Below are 19042 nucleotides of genomic sequence, written 5' to 3' on the forward strand. Positions count from 1 at the left end.
CCGGCCGTCCGCCACGTCGTCCCCGTCGTCCCCGGGGTGACCAGTCCCGACTCGTACGCCACGATCACCAGTTGCGCCCGGTCCCGCGCCCCCGGCTTGCCCATGATGCGGCCGGGATACCCACGGATCCGAGACGGGGCACCCCGGCGACGTCCGGGTCGTACCCGGGGGCGCGTGTCAGGACGGCGTGCGGGCCGCTTCCAGCAGGCGGCTGACGTCGTCGGCGCAGATGGTCAGGGCCGCGCCGACGGTGGCGAGCACGTCGCGTTCGGCGGGCGTGTAGGGGCCGTCGGCGAGGGCGATCCGGGCGCCCTGCAGCAGGACCGACTCGCGGCCGACGGGGGCGAGGTGCGGGGCGAGCGGGTCGAGGGCCTCGTGCAGTTCTATGGCGAGGCCGGCCCCGCAGGACGGGCCGTGCACCCGCCCGGTGTCGGCGGCCAGCGCCTCGACCAGCGCGGCCAGCTGCTCCTCGGTGCAGTCGTCGAAGCCGGCCGCGCGGACGGCGCCCGCCGCCGCCTCCAGGGCCGTACGGGAGGAGGTGCCGCCCGCGGACAGCACCGCCAGGGCGACGGTGTGGACGGCGTCGCGGAGCATCGCGGAGAAGCGGACGGTGGTGGGGTGGTCGAGGACGTCGGTGCCGAAGTGGCGGCGGCAGGCGGCGCACTCGACGACCGGCGCGGTCTCGCCGCGCGGCACGACCGGGACGCCGAGCAGGGTGAGGCGGCGGCGGCCGGTGAGGCGCTGGTAGTTGCGGTCGCCTCCGCAGCCGGGGCAGAAGAACTCGCCGTCCGACACGGGTGTCCACGCGGTACGGCTGCCCAGGATGCGGGCAGGCCTGGCGGCACGGCCGTTTCGTCCCCGTCCTGGCAGCACGTCGCACCTCCGTAACCCCACGGCAACATTGCCGCGCCTCCGTGATGTTAGCCACATCGGGCAGGCTCAGTCAGCACCTTGGACGAGACCTTTCCGTGACCTGCACGGGCGGATGGCCGACACGCGACGGGGCCCCGGCCGCCGTATGCGGCGGCCGGGGCCCCGAAATGCCCGGTCAGCGGGGGTCAGCGGGCCGCGCGGTTGACGGCGGAGACGACCGCCTTCAGCGACGCACGCGTCGTGTTCGCGTCGATGCCGATGCCCCACAGCACCTTGTCGTCGATCGCGCACTCGATGTACGAGGCGGCCTGCGCGGAGGCGCCCTCGCTCATCGTGTGCTCCTGGTAGTCCAGCAGGCGTACGTCGATGCCGATGGACTGCAGGGCGTCGAAGAAGGCGGAGATCGGACCGTTGCCGGAACCGGTCAGGACGGTGTCCTGGCCGTCGACGGTGGCCTCGACGGTGAGGGTGTCCACGCCGTCGGTGTCGGTGGTCGACTGGCCGGTCCGCACCTGGATGCGGCCCCAGGGGTTGTCGGGGTTGGGCAGGTACTCGTCCTGGAAGACCGCCCAGATCTCCTTCGGCGTGATCTCGCCGCCCTCGGCGTCCGTCTTCGCCTGGATGATCTTCGAGAACTCGATCTGCATCCGGCGCGGCAGGTCCAGCTTGTGGTCGTTCTTCAGGACGTAGGAGATACCGCCCTTGCCGGACTGCGAGTTGACGCGGATGACGGCCTCGTAGGAGCGGCCGACGTCCTTGGGGTCGATGGGCAGGTAGGGCACCGCCCACTCGATGTCGTCGACGGTGACGCCCTTGGCCTTCGCGTCGGCCTCCATGGCGTCGAAGCCCTTCTTGATGGCGTCCTGGTGGGAGCCGGAGAAGGACGTGTAGACCAGGTCGCCCACGTACGGGTGGCGCGGGTGGACCTCCATCTGGTTGCAGTACTCCCACGTACGGCGGATCTCGTCGATGTCGGAGAAGTCGATCTGCGGGTCGACGCCCTGCGAGAACAGGTTCATGCCCAGGGTGACCAGGTCGACGTTGCCGGTGCGCTCGCCCTGGCCGAACAGGCAGCCCTCGACGCGGTCGGCGCCGGCCATGACGGCCAGCTCGGCGGCGGCGACGGCGGTGCCGCGGTCGTTGTGCGGGTGGACGGACAGGCAGACGTACTCGCGCCGCGACAGGTTGCGGTGCATCCACTCGAAGCGGTCCGCGTGCGTGGACGGCGTCGAACGCTCCACGGTGGCGGGCAGGTTGAGGATGATCTCGCGGCCCGGGCCGGGCTGCCAGACGTCCATGACCGCCTCGCAGACCTCCAGCGCGAAGTCCAGCTCGGTGTCGGTGAAGATCTCCGGGCTGTACTGGTAGCCGAAGTCGGTCTCCGGGCCCAGCAGCTTCTCGGCGTACTCCATCACCAGGCGGGTGCCGTCGACGGCGATCTGCTTGATGTCGTCCTTGGAGCCGCGGAAGACCACGCGGCGGAAGACGGGCGCGGTGGCGTTGTACAGGTGGACGGTGGCGTGCTTGGCGCCCTTCAGGGACTCCACGGTCCGCTCGATCAGGTCCTCGCGGGCCTGGGTCAGCACGGAGATGGTGACGTCGTCGGGGATCGCGCCCTCTTCCTCGATGATCGAGCGCACGAAGTCGAAGTCGGTCTGGCCGGAGGCGGGGAAGCCGACCTCGATCTCCTTGTAGCCCATCTTGACCAGCTGGTCGAACATCCGGCGCTTGCGCTCGGGCGACATCGGGTCGATCAGGGCCTGGTTGCCGTCACGCAGGTCGGTGGAGAGCCAGCGGGGGGCTGCGGTGATCCGCTGGTCGGGCCAGGTGCGGTCGGGGATGTCCACCTGCTCGTAGCGGCCGTACTTGTGGATCGGCATGGTGCTGGGCTGCTGGCGGTTCGCCATGTTTGCGGGGCTCCTCAGGATGTCCGGAAGGACGGCCGACGACGCAACGCGAAGCTCCGCGGGGAGGGAGTCGACCTGGACTACAGGCCCTCGCCGCGGCAGCTAAGAAGAAGCAGCCCGAAACGCATGATGCTCCGCATGCTAGCCGAGCCCCTTCGGATGCGGGGCGCCGTATCAGTATGCGGGACTCGCGCGACAACCGGGACAAAAAGTGCCCTATACCACTCTGTCACGGAGCGTGCGGCCGACTGTCCCGATATTTCACCAATCATGGTGGCTACTGGTGACAGCAAGGTCACCGAGTGCAAGGGTGCCGGGCATGACGAAGACCAACGGGGGCTTCGAGCCCGTCTTCTGCACCGTCGTACCGCCGCACGTCCTCGACCGGCTGGCCCGGCACGAGGACCCGGCGCTCGCGCGTCCCGCCCGCAGGACCCTGGAACGCGACGCCTACGAGCGCACCCACCGTCGGCTGACCACCGTCATCGGCGCCCCGGCCGTCGCCCCGCCCGCCGAGGCCGCGCCGGACACGCCGCACCGCACGATCTACGACGCCCGGCACGGCACGGACCTGCCCGGCCACAAGGTCCGCGGCGAGGGCGAGGAGCCCGGCACGGACGCCACCGTCAACCGCGCCTACGCGGGTCTCGGCGCCACCTTCGAGATGTACCTGAAGGCGTTCGGCCGCCGGTCGATCGACGGCGACGGACTCCCGCTCGACGCGACGGTCCACTTCGACCGCGACTACGACAACGCCTTCTGGAACGGCGAGCAGATGGTGTTCGGCGACGGGGACGGGGAGGTCTTCCTCGACTTCACCATCCCGGTCGACGTCATCGGCCACGAGCTCACCCACGGCGTCACCCAGCACACGGCCAACCTCACCTACTTCGGCCAGCCCGGCGCCCTCAACGAGTCGCTGTCGGACGTCTTCGGCTCGCTGATCAAGCAGTACTCGCTGGGCCAGACCGCCGCCGAGGCCGACTGGCTCATCGGCGCCGGGCTGCTCGCCCCCCGCGTGACCGGCAGCGCGCTGCGCTCGATGAAGGAGCCGGGCACCGCGTACGACGACGACGTCCTCGGCAAGGACCCGCAGCCGGCGACGATGGCCGGCTACGTGCGCACCGGCCGGGACAACGGCGGCGTCCACATCAACTCCGGCATCCCCAACCACGCCTTCTACCTGGTCGCCTCCGCCCTCGGCGGCCACGCCTGGGAGCGGGCCGGACAGATCTGGTACGACGTGCTGACCGGCGGCGAGCTGAAGCAGGACGCGCTGTTCGCGGACTTCGCCACGCTCACCGCCGAGGCGGCCAGGGAGCGCTACGGGCAGGGCGAGGAACTGCGGGCGGTGCAGAAGAGCTGGGAGCAGGTCGGGGTGCGCGCCGCGTAGTTCCGTACTAGACAGGGACCCATGCGTATTCAGGTGAGGCGCACCGGCGGGTTCGCGGGCATCGAGCGGTACGCCGAGGTGGACACCTCGGGCCGGCCGGACGCGGGCGACTGGCAGTCGCTGGCCGAACAGGCGCTCGCGGCCGGCCGGCACACGCCTCCGGTCGGCGTCCCGGACGGCTTCAACTACCAGATCACGGTGGACGGCACGACGGTGTACGCCTCCGACCCGCGGCTGACCGACGAGCAGCGCAAGCTGGTCTCCCGGGTGCTGAAGGAGGGTGCGTAACTCGTCGTTCACGCTCGCCCGTTGACTTCCGTTACCGGCGGTAGCGATGATCCGCGCATGGCGACGGACCAGATACCCCAGTTCCCGGCAGGCTTCCTGTGGGGCGTGTCGACCTCGGCCCACCAGATCGAGGGCGCGGCCGACGAGCGCGAACCGTCCGTGTGGGACGCGTTCACGGCCGAGCCGGGGCGGGTGAAGGACGGCTCGACCGCGGCGGTCGCCTGCGACCACTACCACCGCCACGGCGAGGACGTGGCCCTGCTGGCCGGCCTGGGCGTGGACGCGTACCGCTTCTCCGTCTCCTGGCCGCGGGTGAACTCCCCCGGCGGCCTGGACTTCTACGACCGTCTCGTCGACGAGCTGTGCGCGGCGGGCGTACGGCCGGTCCCGACCCTGTTCCACTGGGACCTGCCGGCCGCGCTGGACTGGCTGGAACGGGACACCGCGTCGCGCTTCGCCGAGTACGTGACCGTGGTCGCCGAGCGGCTGGGCGACCGGGTGCACAAGTGGATCACCCTCAACGAGCCCGCCGAGCACACCCTGCTCGGCCACGCGCTCGGCGTCCACGCGCCGGGCAAGCGGCTGCTGTTCGACGCCCTCCCGGTGGCCCACCACCAACTGCTGGCCCACGGCCTGGCGGTACGGGCGCTGCGCGCGGCCGGCGCCGGGGACATCGGGATCGCCAACTCGCACGGGCCGACCTGGCCGGCGTCCGCCGAGCCGGCCGACGTGGAGGCGGCGGACTTCTACGACCTGCTGCTGGGCCGCCTGTTCGCCGACCCGCTGCTGCTCGGCCGCTACCCGGACGGCATCGGCGAGCTGATGCCGTCGGCCGACCTGGAGTCGGACCTGAAGGTCATCTCCGAGCCGCTGGACTGGTACGGCGTCAACTACTACGCGCCGACCCGGGTGGGCGCCCCGCAGGGCGCCGACGGCGAGTTCGGCGGGGTGCCGATCCCGGCCGAACTGCCCTTCTCCGTGCGGCAGATCGAAGGGGTACCGGTCACCGACTTCGGCTGGCCGGTGGTCCCGGAGGGGCTGACGGAGCTGCTGACCGGCTTCCGCGAGCGCTACGGCGACCGCCTGCCGCCGGTCGTGATCACCGAGAACGGCTGCTCCTACGAGGGCCTCGACGACCAGGACCGCATCGCCTACCTGGACGGCCACATCCGCGCGCTGCACCGGGCGCTGGAGGCGGGGGTGGACGTACGCGGCTACTTCGTGTGGTCGCTGCTCGACAACTTCGAGTGGGCGGAGGGGTACGCGCGCCGGTTCGGCCTGGTGCACGTCGACTTCGCGACGCTCGAACGGACGCCGAAGGCCTCCTACGCCTGGTTCCGGGACGTGCTGCGGGCGCAGAGATGACCGGGACCCGGCCGGTGCGGCCCGCCGGGCCCGCGGAGGCGCTGGCCGAACCCGTCGAGAAGGTCGGCCGCCGCTGGGTCGCGGCGCTCTCGCTCGCCAACGGCGCGATCTGGGTGGGCTGGTACGGCCCGCTGCAGATCCTGCTGGCCTCCCAGGCGAAGGACTTCGCGCCCGGCTCCGGCATGTCCAAGGAGACGATGCTGGCGTGGGTGACGGGAGCCGGCGCGCTGGTGTCCCTGGTCGCCAACCCGCTCTTCGGCGCGCTGTCGGACCGCACGACGGCCCGCTTCGGCCGCCGTACGCCGTGGATCGTGGCCGGCGCGGCGGGCGGCGCGCTGTCGCTGCTGCTGCTCCCGGGCGCGGGCGGCGTGGCGACGATGACGGTGGGCTGGTGCCTGGTGCAGCTGACGCTGAACGCCGCCTTCGCCGCGGTGACCGCGGCGGTCCCGGACCGGGTCCCCAGACGGCAGCGGGGCTCGGTGGGCGGCTGGCTGGGCGCGGCGCAGATCCTGGGCGTGGTCGGCGGCACGGGGCTCGCGACGGCCGCCGGGGGCGTGGCGGCCGGGTACGCGGCGTGCGCGGTGTTCACGCTGGTGGGCGTGGCGCCGTACGTCCTGCGCCACCCGGACCTGCGGCTGGCGCCGGCCGACCGGCCGGCGTGGTCGTGGCGCGGCTTCCTGGCCGGTTTCTGGCTGAGCCCGCGCCGCCACCCCGACCTGGGCTGGGCCTGGCTGACCCGCTTCCTGATCAACCTCAGCAACGCGCTCGTCCTGCTCTACCTGCTGTATTACCTGCGCGACCGGCTGCACCGCCCCGATCCGGACGAGGGCGTGCTGATCCTGACCGCGGTGAACGGCCTGACGCTGCTCGCCACGGTCGTCGTCGGCGGGGTCTGGTCGGACCGGGTGGGCCGGCGCAAGCCCTTCGTGGTCTGGTCCGGCGTGCTGATGGCGGTGGCGACGGCCGCGCTGGCGGGCTGGCAGACCTGGCCGGGCGCGATCGCCGCCGCGGCCCTGCTGGGGGTCGGCTTCGGCGTCTTCACCTCCGTCGACTTCGCGCTCATGACGGACGTGCTGCCGACCGCCCTTGACCGCGGCAAGGACCTCGGCGTCATCAACGTCGCCAACGCCCTCCCCCAGGTCGCCGCCCCCGCCCTCGCCGCCCCGATCGTGACACACCTCGGCGGCTACCGGGTGCTGTACCTGGTGGCGGCGGCAATCGGACTGGCGGGCGCGGTCCTCGTAGGCCGGATCCGCGGCGTGGAGTGACCGCCGCGGAGTGACCGCCGCACACCGGCCACCGCACCCGGCAGCCGCACCACGAGCGCGCGACACGGACCCGGGCCCGCCGGCAGGCCTGCCGGAGCGGGACCGCGCGGTCCCGCACTCCGGCCACCGGACTCGGCGGCGATCCTCCGCACACCGCGGCCGCGTGGCCGGACGACCCCGAACCGGCCACACCGGCGGCCGCACCACGAGCGCTCGGCAAGGGACCGCTGCGTCCGCGCAACGCGCACCGGGCGACGGCACGCCGCACGCCCGAGAAGCGGCTCCGGCAGCCGCCGACGGCCCTGCCGGAACGGGACCGCGCGGTCACGCACTCCCGCCACCAGGCTCGGCGGCCAGCCTCCAGGCACCGCGGCCGCGCAACCGAACAACCCCCAGCCGACCGCACCGACGGCCGCACCACGAGCGCCCGACACGGGCCCACGCGACCGCGCAACACGCACCCGGCAGCGGCACGCCGCACGCCGACAGGCCGGCCGGCCGGCCGGAACGGGACCGCGCAGTCACCCACTCCCGCCACCAGGCTCGGCGGCGAGCCTCTCGGCGCGTTCGGCCGCGCGGCCGAACAACCCCAGCCGGCCGCACCACGAGCGCTCGGCACGGGTCCGCGCGGCCGCGCAACGCGTGCGGGCGGGGGGCGCGCAGGGCACGCCGCCATTCGCCCCCGGCTGTCCCCGGGCTCAGAAACCCAGTCGGCGCAGTTGCTTCGGGTCGCGCTGCCAGTCCTTGGCGACCTTCACGTGCAGGTCCAGGAAGACCGGGGTGCCGAGCAGGGCCTCGATCTGCTTGCGGCTCTTGATGCCGACCTCTTTCAGGCGCTTGCCCTTGGGGCCGATGACGATGCCCTTCTGGCTGGGGCGTTCGATGAAAAGGTTGGCGTGGATGTCCAGGAGGGGCTTGTCGGCGGGGCGGTCCTCGCGGGGCAGCATCTCCTCCACGACCACCGCGATGGAGTGCGGCAGCTCGTCACGGACGCCCTCCAGGGCCGCCTCCCGGATCAGCTCCGCCACCATCACCTGCTCGGGCTCGTCCGTGAGGTCGCCCTCCGGGTAGAGCGCCGGGCCCTCGGGCAGCAGCGGGATCAGCAGGTCCGCCAGCAGGCTCACCTGCTTGTCCCCGACCGCCGACACCGGCACGATCTCCGCCCACTCGAACCCCAGCTCCTTGCCGAGCTGGTCGATCGCGATCAGCTGCTCGGCGAGGGCCTTGGAGTCGACCAGGTCGGTCTTGGTGACGATCGCGACCTTCGGCGTCTTGCGGATGCCGGCCAGTTCCTTGGCGATGAACCGGTCGCCGGGACCGATCTTCTGGTCGGCCGGCAGGCAGAAGCCGATCACGTCCACCTCGGCCCAGGTGGTGCGCACCACGTCGTTCAGGCGCTCGCCCAGCAGCGTCCGCGGCTTGTGCAGGCCGGGGGTGTCGACCAGGATCAGCTGGGCGTCCTCCCGGTGCACGATCCCGCGCACCGTGTGCCGCGTCGTCTGCGGCCGGTTCGAGGTGATCGCCACCTTCTGCCCGACCAGAGCGTTCGTGAGGGTGGACTTGCCCGCGTTGGGGCGGCCGACGAAACAGGCGAAGCCGGCCCGGTGGACGGCCTCCGGCATTTCCGACGGCTCGGATGACTGGCTGCGAACGCTCATGCGGCCCATTCTCCCTGATCCACAACGCCCCGCCGCACCGCCGCCCGCCCGGCCCCCGCACCGTGAGATCCCGGTAACCCCGACGCAACGAAACGCCACGGAAACACATCCGTACACATCCGGAAACGCACTGCGGTGACCCTCGGACGAGCCCCCGCACCGTTGGAGACGACCGTGACCCTCGCCGCCGCGCACACAGACACCGGCGACACCGCCTGGCTGCTCGCCGCCACCGCCCTCGTGCTGCTGATGACCCCGGGCCTGGCCCTCTTCTACGGCGGCATGGTCCGCACGAAGAGCGTCCTGAACATGCTGATGATGAGCTTCGTGTCGATCGCCCTCGTCACGGTGGTGTGGCTCGTCGCCGGATACTCCCTCGCCTTCGGCGACGACGCCGGCGGCGGACTGATCGGCGGACTGCGGCACGCCGGGATGGCGGACCTCGGGCCGGACAGCGTCCACGGAACCGTCCCCACCCTGCTCTTCGCCGCCTTCCAGCTCACCTTCGCGATCGTCACGGCTGCCCTGATCAGCGGCGCGATCGCGGACCGGGCGAAGTTCGGGGCGTGGCTGGTCTTCGTGCCCGTGTGGACGCTGCTGGTATACGTTCCGGTCGCCCACTGGGTGTGGGGCCCCGACGGCTGGATCCTGCACGACCTCGGCGCGCTCGACTTCGCGGGCGGCCTGCCGGTCGAGATCGCCTCCGGCGCCTCCGGGCTGGCCCTGTGCCTGGTCCTCGGTCCGCGGCTGGGCTTCAAGAAGGACGCCATGCGCCCGCACAACCTGCCCATGGTCATGCTGGGCGCGGGCCTGCTGTGGTTCGGCTGGTTCGGGTTCAACGCCGGCTCGGCCCTCGGCGCCAACGGCCTCGCGGCCGCCGCCTTCCTCAACACCCTCGCCGCCGGCTGCACCGGCCTGCTCGGCTGGCTCTTCGTCGAGCAGAGGCGCGACGGCCACCCGACGACGCTGGGCGCGGCGTCCGGCGCGGTCGCCGGCCTGGTCGCCGTCACGCCGTCCTGCGGGGCCGTCTCGCTGCTCGGCGCGCTGGTCGTGGGCCTGGCCGCGGGCGCCGTCTGCTCGTACGCGGTGAGCTGGAAGTTCAAGCTGAACTACGACGACTCCCTGGACGTCGTCGGTGTCCATCTGGTCGGCGGTGTCATCGGCACCCTGCTCATCGGCGTCTTCGCGGAGAAGGCGATGACCGGCGGCGCCGAGGGCCTGCTCTACGGCGGCGGGCTCGCCCAGCTCGGCAGGCAACTGGTGGCCGTGGCGGTCGTCGCGGCGTACGCCTTCGGCGTCACGTACGGCCTCGGCAAGCTGATCGACGTCACCACGGGCTTCCGCGCGAGCGAGGAGCAGGAGCACACCGGCCTGGACCTTACGGTGCACGCGGAGACGGCATACGATCACGGCGTCCTGGGGCACGGCGCCCCGGTCGCCCCGTCCCTCCTGTCCTCCGCCCAGAAGGTCAAGAACCGGCCTTGACTTCTTCCCCCGCCTGAAGGCGGGGGATTCCAGCGGTCACCCGCTGGGGTTCCTGTTTCATCGACGACCGCCCGGTCCGGGAGGACTCCCGTTGAGGTCTTACACCGTCTCCGCAGGCGGACGCCGCCAGCCCGGCGGCCAGGATGTTGCGTGCCGCGTTCACGTCGCGGTCATGCACCGTGCCGCAATCACACGTCCACTCGCGGACGTTCAGCGGCAGCTTCCCGCGGACCGTGCCGCACGCCCCGCACAGCTTCGAGCTGGGGAACCAGCGGTCGATCACGACGAGTTCGCGCCCGTACCAGGCGCACTTGTACTCCAGCACGGAGCGCAGATCCGTCCACGACGCGTCACTGATGGCGCGTGCGAGCTGGCCGTTCTTCAGCAGGTTGCGGACGGTGAGGTCCTCGATCACGACCGTTTGGTTCTCACGGACGAGACGAGTCGACAGCTTGTGGAGAAAGTCACGGCGCCGGTCGGCGATCCGCGCGTGGACCTTGGCCACGCGACGCCGGGCCCTCTCCCGGTTCGCCGAGCCCTTCGCCTTCCGCGACAGCTCCCGCTGCGCGCGTGCCAGCCGGGCACGGTCGCGCCGCTCGTGCTTCGGGTTGGCGACCTTTTCCCCGGTGGACAGGGCCACCAGGGAGGTGATCCCGGCGTCGATGCCGACCGCCGCCGTGGTGGCGGGGGCCGGGGCAACGCTCTCCTCGCACAGCAGGGACACGAACCAGCGTCCCGCCGCGTCACGGGACACGGTCGCCGTGGTCGGTACCGCACCCTCGGGCAGCGGACGCGACCAGCGGATGTCCAGCAGCTCGGCCATTTTCGCCAGGGTCAGTTTCCCATCGCGCCACGTGAAGGCGCTGCGGGTGTACTCAGCCGACGCCGCCCAGCGGGCGGCACTGTCTGCGGCCGGCGGTGCTGGCCGACCACGTCAGGGCCTCGGCCTGCATCTGCTCGACCGAGGTGAACTCCCGCCCGCTCCAGAACGAGTCACGGACATACGGCATCGGCCGCTCGACCCGCGGTTTGTCCTTCGGCTTCGCCGCCCGGGCCGGGTCGACCAAGGCGCCGTAGTAGGTCGCGAGCTCGGCATACGACGTGTTGATCTTCGGGTCGTAGAGGTCCGGCCGGTCCACCGCCGTGCGCAGATTGTCCGGCACCAACCGCCGCGGGACACCGCCGAAGAACCGGAACGCTTCGACGTGGGACTGAGTCCAGGCGTTCTGGTCCATGTGCACCACCGGGCGGACGAACATGTGCCGCGAGCAGGGCAGCACCATCACGAACGCCCAGATCCGGTGCCGCTTGCCGGTCGACGGGTTGACCCACTGCCCCAGGAAGCCGTAGTCGATCTGGGCCTCCGAGCCTGGCTCGACGTCGTCCCGCAGCACCGTCACCTTCGACCGGGCCGACTCGTCCGGGAGGTTCTCGGTCACCCACCGGCGGAACGTCGACAACGACACCGCCAACTTCCCCTCATCTCTCAGGCGTTGATGGATCGTGGTGACTGTGGTCGTCTCCAGCAGCCCCTTGACCAGGTCGCGGTGCGGCTCGATCTCCGCCCACGTGACCTGGTTCAGTCGACGCCGGGCCAGCTCTGGGAACCAGCTCTTGATCAGCTTTACCCAGTCCGCCTCGCTCATCGGCGGCCCACCTGGGGCCATCCCGGACGCCTCCGCCGGCGCCAGATACTTCCTGATGGTCTTGCGGTCCACCCCCAACGAGGCCGCGAGCTGGTTCTTCGACCGGCCCGCGTACCAGTGGACGTAGATCTCGACGATATCGACCACGGTGAACGTTCCTCTTGCCATCCAGAGTGTCCGTCGACCTCTCGGCCTGTCGGTCGAGGGACGGTGACGACTCCGAGATGGTCAGGACCCTCAACCCGGCTCGGGGATGCCCAAGGGGAACCTGAACGATTCGGATGGAACGATCACTCGCAGGTCACACCACCTGATCTGAGGCATTCCAGGCCTCCACCGTGGTCAACTTCCCCTTGGGGACTCGTGACCGCGACCCTGGCCAATTCCGTGACCACGAAGCCTCAGAAGTGGGGGAAATCGCTGACCCGTTCACACGTGGTCGGGCGCGACGTACGCGTTCAGCCTGGAGCCGGAGCTGGTCGCGGGGCTTGAGCGGCTCGGGCGGGAGCACGGGGCGACGCTGTACATGACGCTGCTGGCGGCGTTCCAGGTGCTGCTGGGGCAGTGGAGCGGGCAGCGGGACTTCGGCATCGGCACGCCGGTGGCGGGCCGGAGCAGGCCTGAGGTGGAGAACCTCATCGGGCTGTTCGTGAACACGCTCGTCGTGCGTGCCGAGCTGGCCGACGACCCGACCTTCACGGAATAGGGGGCATCGTACGGGCAACTCGCGGTGACAACGCTGGTGTCGCCGGGGGCTACCGTGACAGTCTGATGGTTGATGCGCTGGTCGGCGGCCGACGCGCTGGGCGCGGTAGCGATCAGACCGGTGGCGGCGAGCGACGTGGCGGCGGGAGTGACGGCTTCACAGCAGTCACCAGAGGTCATCTCAAGGTACGTCTGTCGGCTGCGATCCTGCCGTCCCGAGGTTTCCCGGGGTAAAGAGGTACCTCTGGAACCAGCGGTGCATCTGGCACTGGAGGGATCGGTCGCCGTGCACTTGTACCTCATGATCCTGCAGCAGTTGTGCCCAGGACATGTGACCAAGCCACCATCTGGTAACCGCCTCGGTTGGTGCGGTGAGCCAGATGTCCACCGGTGTCCCGGTGTCTTGGCGGCATAGGTTGATGTTCGTGCGTGACAGATGCAGCCAGAAGTTGCGATTGGGCGCGGTGCGGTCGCTGAACTCAAGCGCGAGCACGACCGAGCGCTCAGGTAGCGCACTCGTGTCGATCCGACGCTGAATGTCCCAGGTCAGTGCGGATGTGTCGAGATCGTCCGCAGTCAGGGCAGCGCTGTCGGTGGCAACAGCCCACCGGGCCAGCTCTCGCACCACCGGGGCCAGCGCGGCGCCGATCTGCGTGAGCCGGTAGCCATCGTCGATGACGCCGATGGCGCGCAGTGCGCGTAGTCGCGCAGCCAAAGTTGCTCGTGGGATGCGGGGCAGCCCGCGGCGAATATCGGAGAAGGATGACGCGCCGAGCAGTAGTTCCCGGACGATCAGCAGGGTCCAACGCTCGCCCACGGCCTCTAGAGCCCGTGCCACCGCGCAGAACTGCCCGTATCCCCTCACTGGTGCATCGTACGCAGGGGGCGACTGATATCGCGGTTCAAGAGTTGAACTAGCGTGGTTCAGGGTCCGCGACCGACGATCGAGAGCGTGAGCAAAGACACCGAGGGGACCGACTCGATCATGGGCGCAGAACTTAGCATACTGGGGGCAATCGGACATACGCCGCTGGTGAAATTGCACCGGGTCGTCCCATCCGGGTGCGCGGAAGTCTTCGTCAAGGTCGAAGGGCATAATCCAACAGGCAGTATGAAGGACCGCATGGCGCAGTCAATGATCGCGAGAGCCGAAGGCGACGGCCGGCTGCGGCCGGGTGGCACCGTTGTGGAGTACACGGGCGGCAGCACAGGTGCGTCACTCGCTTTGGTCTGCGCGGCCAAGGGGTACCGTCTGCGGATCGTCACCTCGGACGCGTTCAGCAACGACAAACTGATCCAGATGGCAGCGTTTGGTGCGGAACTGACCCTCATCCCGAGCGAGGGTGGTCTGATCACGAAGGCCCTCATCGAAGGCATGATTGAGAAGGCGAAAGAGTTTAGCCGACAACCAGGCACCTACTGGACCGACCAGCTCAACAACACCGACAGCATCGTCGGCTACCACTCGATGGGCGAAGAAATCTGGGTGCAGACGGGTGGACGAGTCGACGCCTTCGTCCAGTCGATCGGCACAGCGGCCTCACTGCGCGGGGCGGCGAGCGCCCTCAAGCGCCACCACCCGGGCCTTCGGGTCATCGCAGTGGAACCGGCAGAGTCCGCGGTGCTGTCCGGTGGACAACCGGGCGCTCACCTCATTGAGGGCATAGGTATCGGCTACAGGCCTCCGATGTGGGACCCTACGCTCCCGGACGAGATCGTTTCCGTACCGACCGCGGATGCCGAGGACATGGCCAGGCGCCTGGCCCGGGAGGAGGGCCTGTTCGCGGGAACGTCGTCGGGGGCAAATGTCCTTGCGGCAATTCGGGTTGGGCAGCGTCTTGGGCCGACGGCTAGAGTCGCCACCCTGCTGGTTGACTCGGGCCTGAAATACCTGAGCACGAGCGTATACCTGCGCTGACGATACGGGTGCGGCTCAGTCCGATGTTGGTCATGCAGTCGGCCGTGGCTGTGGTGGCCAAGTCCTGGTCGCATAGCCGGCAAGTCGGCGCTAGTGCGGAAACCACTGCCGGTGCCGACCCAGGCCGGGGCGGCAGGCCAAAGGGTTATTGCCACCGCCAGATGAGCTGACGTGGTGCGTTACATTGACGACTACGGAGGTAAGTGGCTTTTGATGCACCCGAGTTCAGTCATCGTTACGGGTGTGGGCCTTCCTCGCCCGCTGACGGGCCTGAACCGTTCCGGGTTCGGTAGGGACTCGATCATTTGAGAGGATCGAGTCATGGCACGTCCTTCCCAGTACCCGCTTGAGCTGCGCCGTCGTGCGGTGCGGATGGTCGCCGAGGTGCGGCCCGACTACGACACCGAGTGGGCCGCGATGAAAGCGGTCGCGTCCAAGCTCGGGATCGGCACGACCGAGACGCTGCGCAAGTGGGTGCGGCAGGACCAGATCGACGCCGGTACCCGGCCGGGTACCACGAGCGAGGAGTCGGCCGAGCTGAAGCGGCTGAAGAAGGAGAACGCCGAGCTGAAGCGCGCCAACGAGATCCTGAAGGCGGCTGCGTCTTTCTTCGCGGCCGAGCTCGACCGGCCACACACGCGCTCGTAGCGTTCATCGACGAGCACCGGGACCGCTTCGGCGGTGTCGAGCCGATCTGCCGAGGGACGGGTGCCGGTCAGTTGGTCATAGACCGACAGCGGACGGCGGCCGACCTCGACGTGGGCGGCGACGGACCGGTTCAGCAGAGCCTGCAGCGGTCCGGTCTCCGGCCGGCCCGGCCGGCTGCTGCGTCGAGGTGGAGACAGAGCGTCGTCGCCGGTGGTGACCCGACGGCCGGCGCCGGTGGGAAGGCCGTCCCAGTGCCTCTCATCCACGATGCGGGCGCCGCGGCCAACCGCCCGAGGGTGGACGGCCAGCAGCGTCTGCCCGCTGGCGTCAGGGACGGTGGAGTGCAGCGTGATCTGGGACTTCGTGGCCCGGATCTCGACCAGTTGACGAGGGCGGACCCTGCGGGCGGGCACCGAGTAGAGGTTCGCATCGAAGGCGACCAGGCAGTCCTTGCCGACGTGCCGCAGATGCCGCTGGGCGACCACATAGGGGGCCGCAGGCAGCGGGCGGAGGGCCATATGATCACGCACGGCCCGGTGTCCGATGACTTCGCCATGAGTGCCGTGGACCTTCGCCCGCCGCAATGGAACCCAGGCCATGAACGCGGCGTCCAGTTCCTCGACGGAGGAGAAGGCCCGGCCGGCCAGCACATGGTCGCGGACGATGTTCACCTGCCGCTCGACCCGCCCCTTGCCCTGCGGGCGGTAGGCGGCCAGCACGTCGATGTCGAAGTCGTAGTGCCCGGCGAAGGCGACCGCCTCCGGGTGCAGCGGAACCGCCTCACCTGGAGCGACGTGCCGGCGCACGACCGTCTTGGTGCGGTCGTAGACGCTGCTCATCGGAACCCCGCCGAAGTGCGCGAACGCCTGACGGTGGCAGTCGAAGAACGCCGCCAGGTCCTGGCTGGTGGTGAAGCAGCAGAACGGATCACGCGAGTACGACAGCGTCATGTGGAACGAGTAGACCTTCGGGATGCCGACATGGGCGAGGATCTTGCCCTCATCGCCCCAGTCCACCTGGGCCTGAGCACCCGGAACGACCTCGAACCGCCGGTGCAGACCCGCCAGCTCACCCGGGCCGATGCCCAGTTCCTCCGCGATCCGGGGCCGGGCCTCCTGCAGATAGAGCTTCACCCGCTGGTAGTTGATGCCGACCCCGTACTCCTGGACCAGGCGCTCATGGATCACCCTTCCCTTGAGCAGGATCTCGGCCCTGAGCATCGCGTCGATCAGCGGCGCGACCTCGTCCACCACGCGCCGCGGCCGCTGGCCTGCTGCTTCTCTCTGCGGCGGCGCGACCGAAGCGGGGTCTTTGAGGTACTTGCCGACCGTCCGCCGGTTCAGCCCCGTCTCCTTCGCGATCTCCCTCAGGCTCATCGCACCGGACTCGTACAGCGGACGAAACCGCCTCAACTCCAGCCACCGATGTGGATCCAAGACCACCGTCAGCCGCCTCCCTGCCACCCCGAACCGACAGCAGCAGACTCACGGCCAACACCCCATCACCGCACCGAAAACGGTGCACATTCCTCCGTACGAAGTGGTGCACGTTCACTTGTACGCCGACATGCGGATCTTCTTCCCTGTCCCCGCGGCAGGTACCGGGCGCGGCGCGGCTCTCCGTCGTGATCCGGCCTGCTGCGTCGCGGGACTGCGGCGTCAGTTGCTTCGTGGCCCGGCGGCGGAAACGACCCGCGGGCGGGACCTGCGCACGGCTCACCCGGGCCTGGACGCCGTCGAGAACAACGAGGACCGACGGTGCATGCGTGCCCGACCTACCGGGATGTCGTGGGCACGACAGACCGCATCAGGTCGTTCCGGAGGCCGAGGAGCGGGCTACGGCCTTCAGGAAGTTCTGCGCGAAGACCTCGACCGCCTCCGCGGACGTAGGCAGAGCCGCCCCGGACAGGTGGGCCGCAGCAGGTCGCATAACGAAGTAGGCGAGTAGGGGGCCGATCATTTGCTGGACGAGAAGCAATGGGTGAAAGTCGCGGATGCGGCCGGCGGCGACCTCGCTGGTGAGCCACTGCCCGACGCCCTCGATGATGCGGGAGAAGGCGTGCTGGTAGATGGATTGGACGGCCGGGTCGTCGGGGCGGGACAGGACGTCGGCGAGCATGGCGGGCAGGACCCGCGGTTCGCGGCTCAGAGCGTCGACCAAGAGACGGTAGATCGCCCGGACCGTCTCCGGCAGGGCCTCGCGCGGGACCGCGAGAACAGCTTCGACGTCCAGGATCGGGCTGTAGCGCTCGTAGACGGCACGCAGCAGGCCGTCCCGGCCGCCGAACACCGCATACAGGCTGTGCACGGAGCACTGCGCGTCGTCGGCCACCCGTTCCAAGGTGACTGCGACGAGCCCGTGCTCGCTGATGAGGCCGGCTGCGGCCTCCACTGCACGCTCACGAACCGACTTCTGTCCTCCGGGATCGACGCCCGCAGCGCGCACCGCCTCATCCAGGGCACGGCGGGAACCCCCGAGGCGCCGCATCAGGGTGCTCCGGGAAAGTCCGGCCTCCTCGGCGACCGCGATGATGGGGACGTCGGCGACCGGGACGCCGCGCCTACGCGACACGCGCAGCGCGGCTTGCACCACGCCCTCGGGGACTGCTTGGTATGCGACACCATCTAGGTTTGACATACGGATAAGTATAACCTGTAATCGTGTACCACGCAGTCGAGTCCAGGGCCGTCGCCTCGGCCGGCTTCAGACGCACATCCATCTCCCCCCTGCCCGCGCTTTTCTGTGCCAGACAGGCAGCGGGCAGGCCGTAAAGAGAGCCCTCCCTTCATGTCTGATCAACCCACTTCCTCGGCGTCCCAGCCGGGGACAGCACGGAAAATGGCGAGCGTCCTGCTCGGCCTGACCGGCGTGGTCATCCTGATGCTTTGCGCCTTCGCCCTGCCCAGCATCAACAGCGGACCCCACCACATCCCGGTTGGCGCGACCGGACCCAAGGCCGCTACCCAGGCTCTGAAAGAGAAGCTGCAAGGGGCCGAGTGGGACGTCACCGTCTACCACGACACCGCCGCTCTCACTTCCGCAGTCAAGGAGCGACAGGTCGTAGGCGGTCTGGCTCTCGGCGCCGACGGCATCGACATCTACACGGCCACCGCCGGAGCACCGATAGCCACCAATGCCCTGACGGCTCTGGGCAACGCTGCCGCCGCCCAGCATCAGATGTCGGCCACCGTCCACGACCTTGTGCCCTACCCCGAGGACGACCCCCGCGGAGCTGGGTTCGCTACCGCTGGTCTGCCGCTGATCTTCAGCGGGATCTTCCCCGCCGTTATCCTCACCCGCCTCTTCCCCGGCCGCGCCGGCATGCGCACACGCGTAGCCGGCGTCACACTCTTCTCTCTGCTCGCCGGAGCGGCCGTCACCGAGACTCTGCAGTACGGGACTGGATCACTGGCCGGTGACTATTGGCTCACCGCCCTCGGGCTGAGCCTCGGTATGGCCGCCCTGTCCATGACATTCATGGGGTTGGAAGCACTCATGGGTTTCACCGGGCTTGGCGCCGGAGCCGCAGTTATGCTGCTCCTGGGCAACCCCCTGTCCGGCCTCAGCACTGGCCCCTACTGGCTCCCCTCCGGCTGGTCCACTCTCGGCCAGCTCCTACCGCCGGGCGCCTCCGGCAGCCTGCTGCGCGCCAATGCCTTCTTCGACGGAGCCGACGCAACAGGCCCGGCCCTCATCCTCGCCGCTTGGGTCGCCCTCGGTCTTGGGCTGCTCCTGGTTGCCGATCGCCGCAACCGAAGCGCCCGCCCCGGCAGTGCAGCAGCACAGCCGCACATTGAGGCTTTTCCAACCTCAGCTTGACGTGGCCAGGTGAAGGGCGAGTACGGCCTTGACCAGGTCGGTGATGCGGGTGGTGCTGCAGCGGAGCTT

Annotated in this window: 12 protein-coding genes and 6 pseudogenes; 9 read left to right on the top strand and 9 right to left on the bottom strand. The window is 69.9% G+C overall.

Annotated elements, in window-relative coordinates:
• Window positions 1-26 precede the first annotated feature (26 nt).
• The 3 genes and pseudogenes from ACH4ZX_RS37520 to leuA form a co-directional block, all read right to left on the bottom strand.
• Window positions 27-113: pseudogene (locus ACH4ZX_RS37520) on the bottom strand (DNA-binding response regulator); the annotation flags it as partial.
• A 64-nt stretch (window positions 114-177) separates the two neighbouring features.
• Window positions 178-873 carry a TerB family tellurite resistance protein gene (locus tag ACH4ZX_RS37525; protein ID WP_360746048.1) on the bottom strand — a complete coding sequence of 232 codons (696 nt, stop codon included), beginning with the start codon at window positions 871-873 and terminating at the stop codon, window positions 178-180.
• 185 nt (window positions 874-1058) lie between these two features.
• The gene (gene leuA / locus ACH4ZX_RS37530) at window positions 1059-2780 is read right to left on the bottom strand and encodes a 2-isopropylmalate synthase (protein ID WP_398282944.1); all 1722 of its coding nucleotides are present in this window, start codon (window positions 2778-2780) and stop codon (window positions 1059-1061) included.
• A gap of 319 nt (window positions 2781-3099) precedes the next feature.
• Between leuA and ACH4ZX_RS37535 the strand changes: the two genes are divergently transcribed.
• Genes ACH4ZX_RS37535 through ACH4ZX_RS37550 form a run of 4 tightly spaced genes read left to right on the top strand, consistent with a single transcriptional unit; the run spans window position 3100 to window position 7094 of the window.
• Window positions 3100-4173 carry a M4 family metallopeptidase gene (locus tag ACH4ZX_RS37535; RefSeq protein ID WP_398282946.1) on the top strand — a complete coding sequence of 358 codons (1074 nt, stop codon included), beginning with the start codon at window positions 3100-3102 and terminating at the stop codon, window positions 4171-4173.
• 21 nt (window positions 4174-4194) lie between these two features.
• Complete coding sequence (locus tag ACH4ZX_RS37540) at window positions 4195-4461, top strand: protealysin inhibitor emfourin (protein ID WP_360746039.1); 267 nt, start codon at window positions 4195-4197, stop codon at window positions 4459-4461.
• Between the two features lie 57 nt (window positions 4462-4518).
• Window positions 4519-5826 carry a GH1 family beta-glucosidase gene (locus tag ACH4ZX_RS37545; protein WP_398282949.1) on the top strand — a complete coding sequence of 436 codons (1308 nt, stop codon included), beginning with the start codon at window positions 4519-4521 and terminating at the stop codon, window positions 5824-5826.
• Window positions 5823-7094, top strand: a complete 1272-nt coding sequence (locus ACH4ZX_RS37550; protein ID WP_398282951.1) for an MFS transporter — start codon at window positions 5823-5825, stop codon at window positions 7092-7094. The genes ACH4ZX_RS37545 and ACH4ZX_RS37550 overlap by 4 nt, the downstream gene beginning before the upstream one ends.
• A 698-nt stretch (window positions 7095-7792) precedes the next feature.
• On the opposite strand, the gene era is transcribed toward ACH4ZX_RS37550, so the two are convergent.
• The gene (gene era, locus ACH4ZX_RS37555) at window positions 7793-8752 is read right to left on the bottom strand and encodes a GTPase Era (protein WP_360746030.1); all 960 of its coding nucleotides are present in this window, start codon (window positions 8750-8752) and stop codon (window positions 7793-7795) included.
• Window positions 8753-8926: 174 nt separating this feature from the next.
• Here era and ACH4ZX_RS37560 point away from each other — a divergent pair, with 174 nt between their 5' ends.
• Entirely contained in the window at window positions 8927-10237 is a 1311-nt protein-coding gene (locus tag ACH4ZX_RS37560) for an ammonium transporter (RefSeq protein WP_398282954.1), read from the top strand.
• On the opposite strand, the pseudogene ACH4ZX_RS37565 reads toward ACH4ZX_RS37560, so the two are convergent.
• A pseudogene (locus tag ACH4ZX_RS37565) lies at window positions 10221-11123 on the bottom strand (RNA-guided endonuclease InsQ/TnpB family protein); the annotation flags it as partial. The gene ACH4ZX_RS37560 and the pseudogene ACH4ZX_RS37565 sit on opposite strands and share 17 nt — an antisense overlap.
• Window positions 11122-12030 (bottom strand): annotated as a pseudogene (istA, locus tag ACH4ZX_RS37570) (IS21 family transposase); the annotation flags it as partial. The pseudogenes ACH4ZX_RS37565 and istA (ACH4ZX_RS37570), both read right to left, overlap by 2 nt.
• A gap of 292 nt (window positions 12031-12322) precedes the next feature.
• On the opposite strand from istA (ACH4ZX_RS37570), the pseudogene ACH4ZX_RS37575 reads away from it, so the two are divergent.
• Window positions 12323-12589, top strand: a pseudogene (locus ACH4ZX_RS37575) (condensation domain-containing protein); the annotation flags it as partial.
• A 180-nt stretch (window positions 12590-12769) separates the two neighbouring features.
• On the opposite strand, the gene ACH4ZX_RS37580 reads toward ACH4ZX_RS37575, so the two are convergent.
• On the bottom strand, window positions 12770-13405 hold the full coding sequence (locus ACH4ZX_RS37580; protein ID WP_398282956.1) for a winged helix-turn-helix transcriptional regulator: 636 nt from the start codon (window positions 13403-13405) through the stop codon (window positions 12770-12772).
• Between the two features lie 135 nt (window positions 13406-13540).
• Here ACH4ZX_RS37580 and ACH4ZX_RS37585 point away from each other — a divergent pair, with 135 nt between their 5' ends.
• Both ACH4ZX_RS37585 and ACH4ZX_RS37590 read left to right on the top strand, forming a co-directional pair.
• Window positions 13541-14506 (top strand): PLP-dependent cysteine synthase family protein, encoded by a 966-nt coding sequence (locus ACH4ZX_RS37585; protein ID WP_398282958.1) that lies wholly within the window; start codon window positions 13541-13543, stop codon window positions 14504-14506.
• A gap of 321 nt (window positions 14507-14827) precedes the next feature.
• Window positions 14828-15204: pseudogene (locus ACH4ZX_RS37590) on the top strand (transposase); the annotation flags it as partial.
• A gap of 3 nt (window positions 15205-15207) precedes the next feature.
• On the opposite strand, the pseudogene istA (ACH4ZX_RS37595) reads toward ACH4ZX_RS37590, so the two are convergent.
• Together istA (ACH4ZX_RS37595) and ACH4ZX_RS37600 are read right to left on the bottom strand one after the other, a co-directional pair.
• Window positions 15208-16596 (bottom strand): annotated as a pseudogene (gene istA / locus ACH4ZX_RS37595) (IS21 family transposase); the annotation flags it as partial.
• Window positions 16597-16960: 364 nt separating this feature from the next.
• On the bottom strand, window positions 16961-17791 hold the full coding sequence (locus ACH4ZX_RS37600; protein WP_398282960.1) for a TetR/AcrR family transcriptional regulator: 831 nt from the start codon (window positions 17789-17791) through the stop codon (window positions 16961-16963).
• A 201-nt stretch (window positions 17792-17992) separates the two neighbouring features.
• On the opposite strand from ACH4ZX_RS37600, the gene ACH4ZX_RS37605 reads away from it, so the two are divergent.
• Window positions 17993-18973 (top strand): hypothetical protein, encoded by a 981-nt coding sequence (locus tag ACH4ZX_RS37605; RefSeq protein ID WP_398282962.1) that lies wholly within the window; start codon window positions 17993-17995, stop codon window positions 18971-18973.
• Window positions 18974-19042: the final 69 nt, after the last annotated feature.

This window comes from Streptomyces sp. NPDC020490, from assembly GCF_044335305.1.
GTDB lineage: Bacteria > Actinomycetota > Actinomycetes > Streptomycetales > Streptomycetaceae > Streptomyces.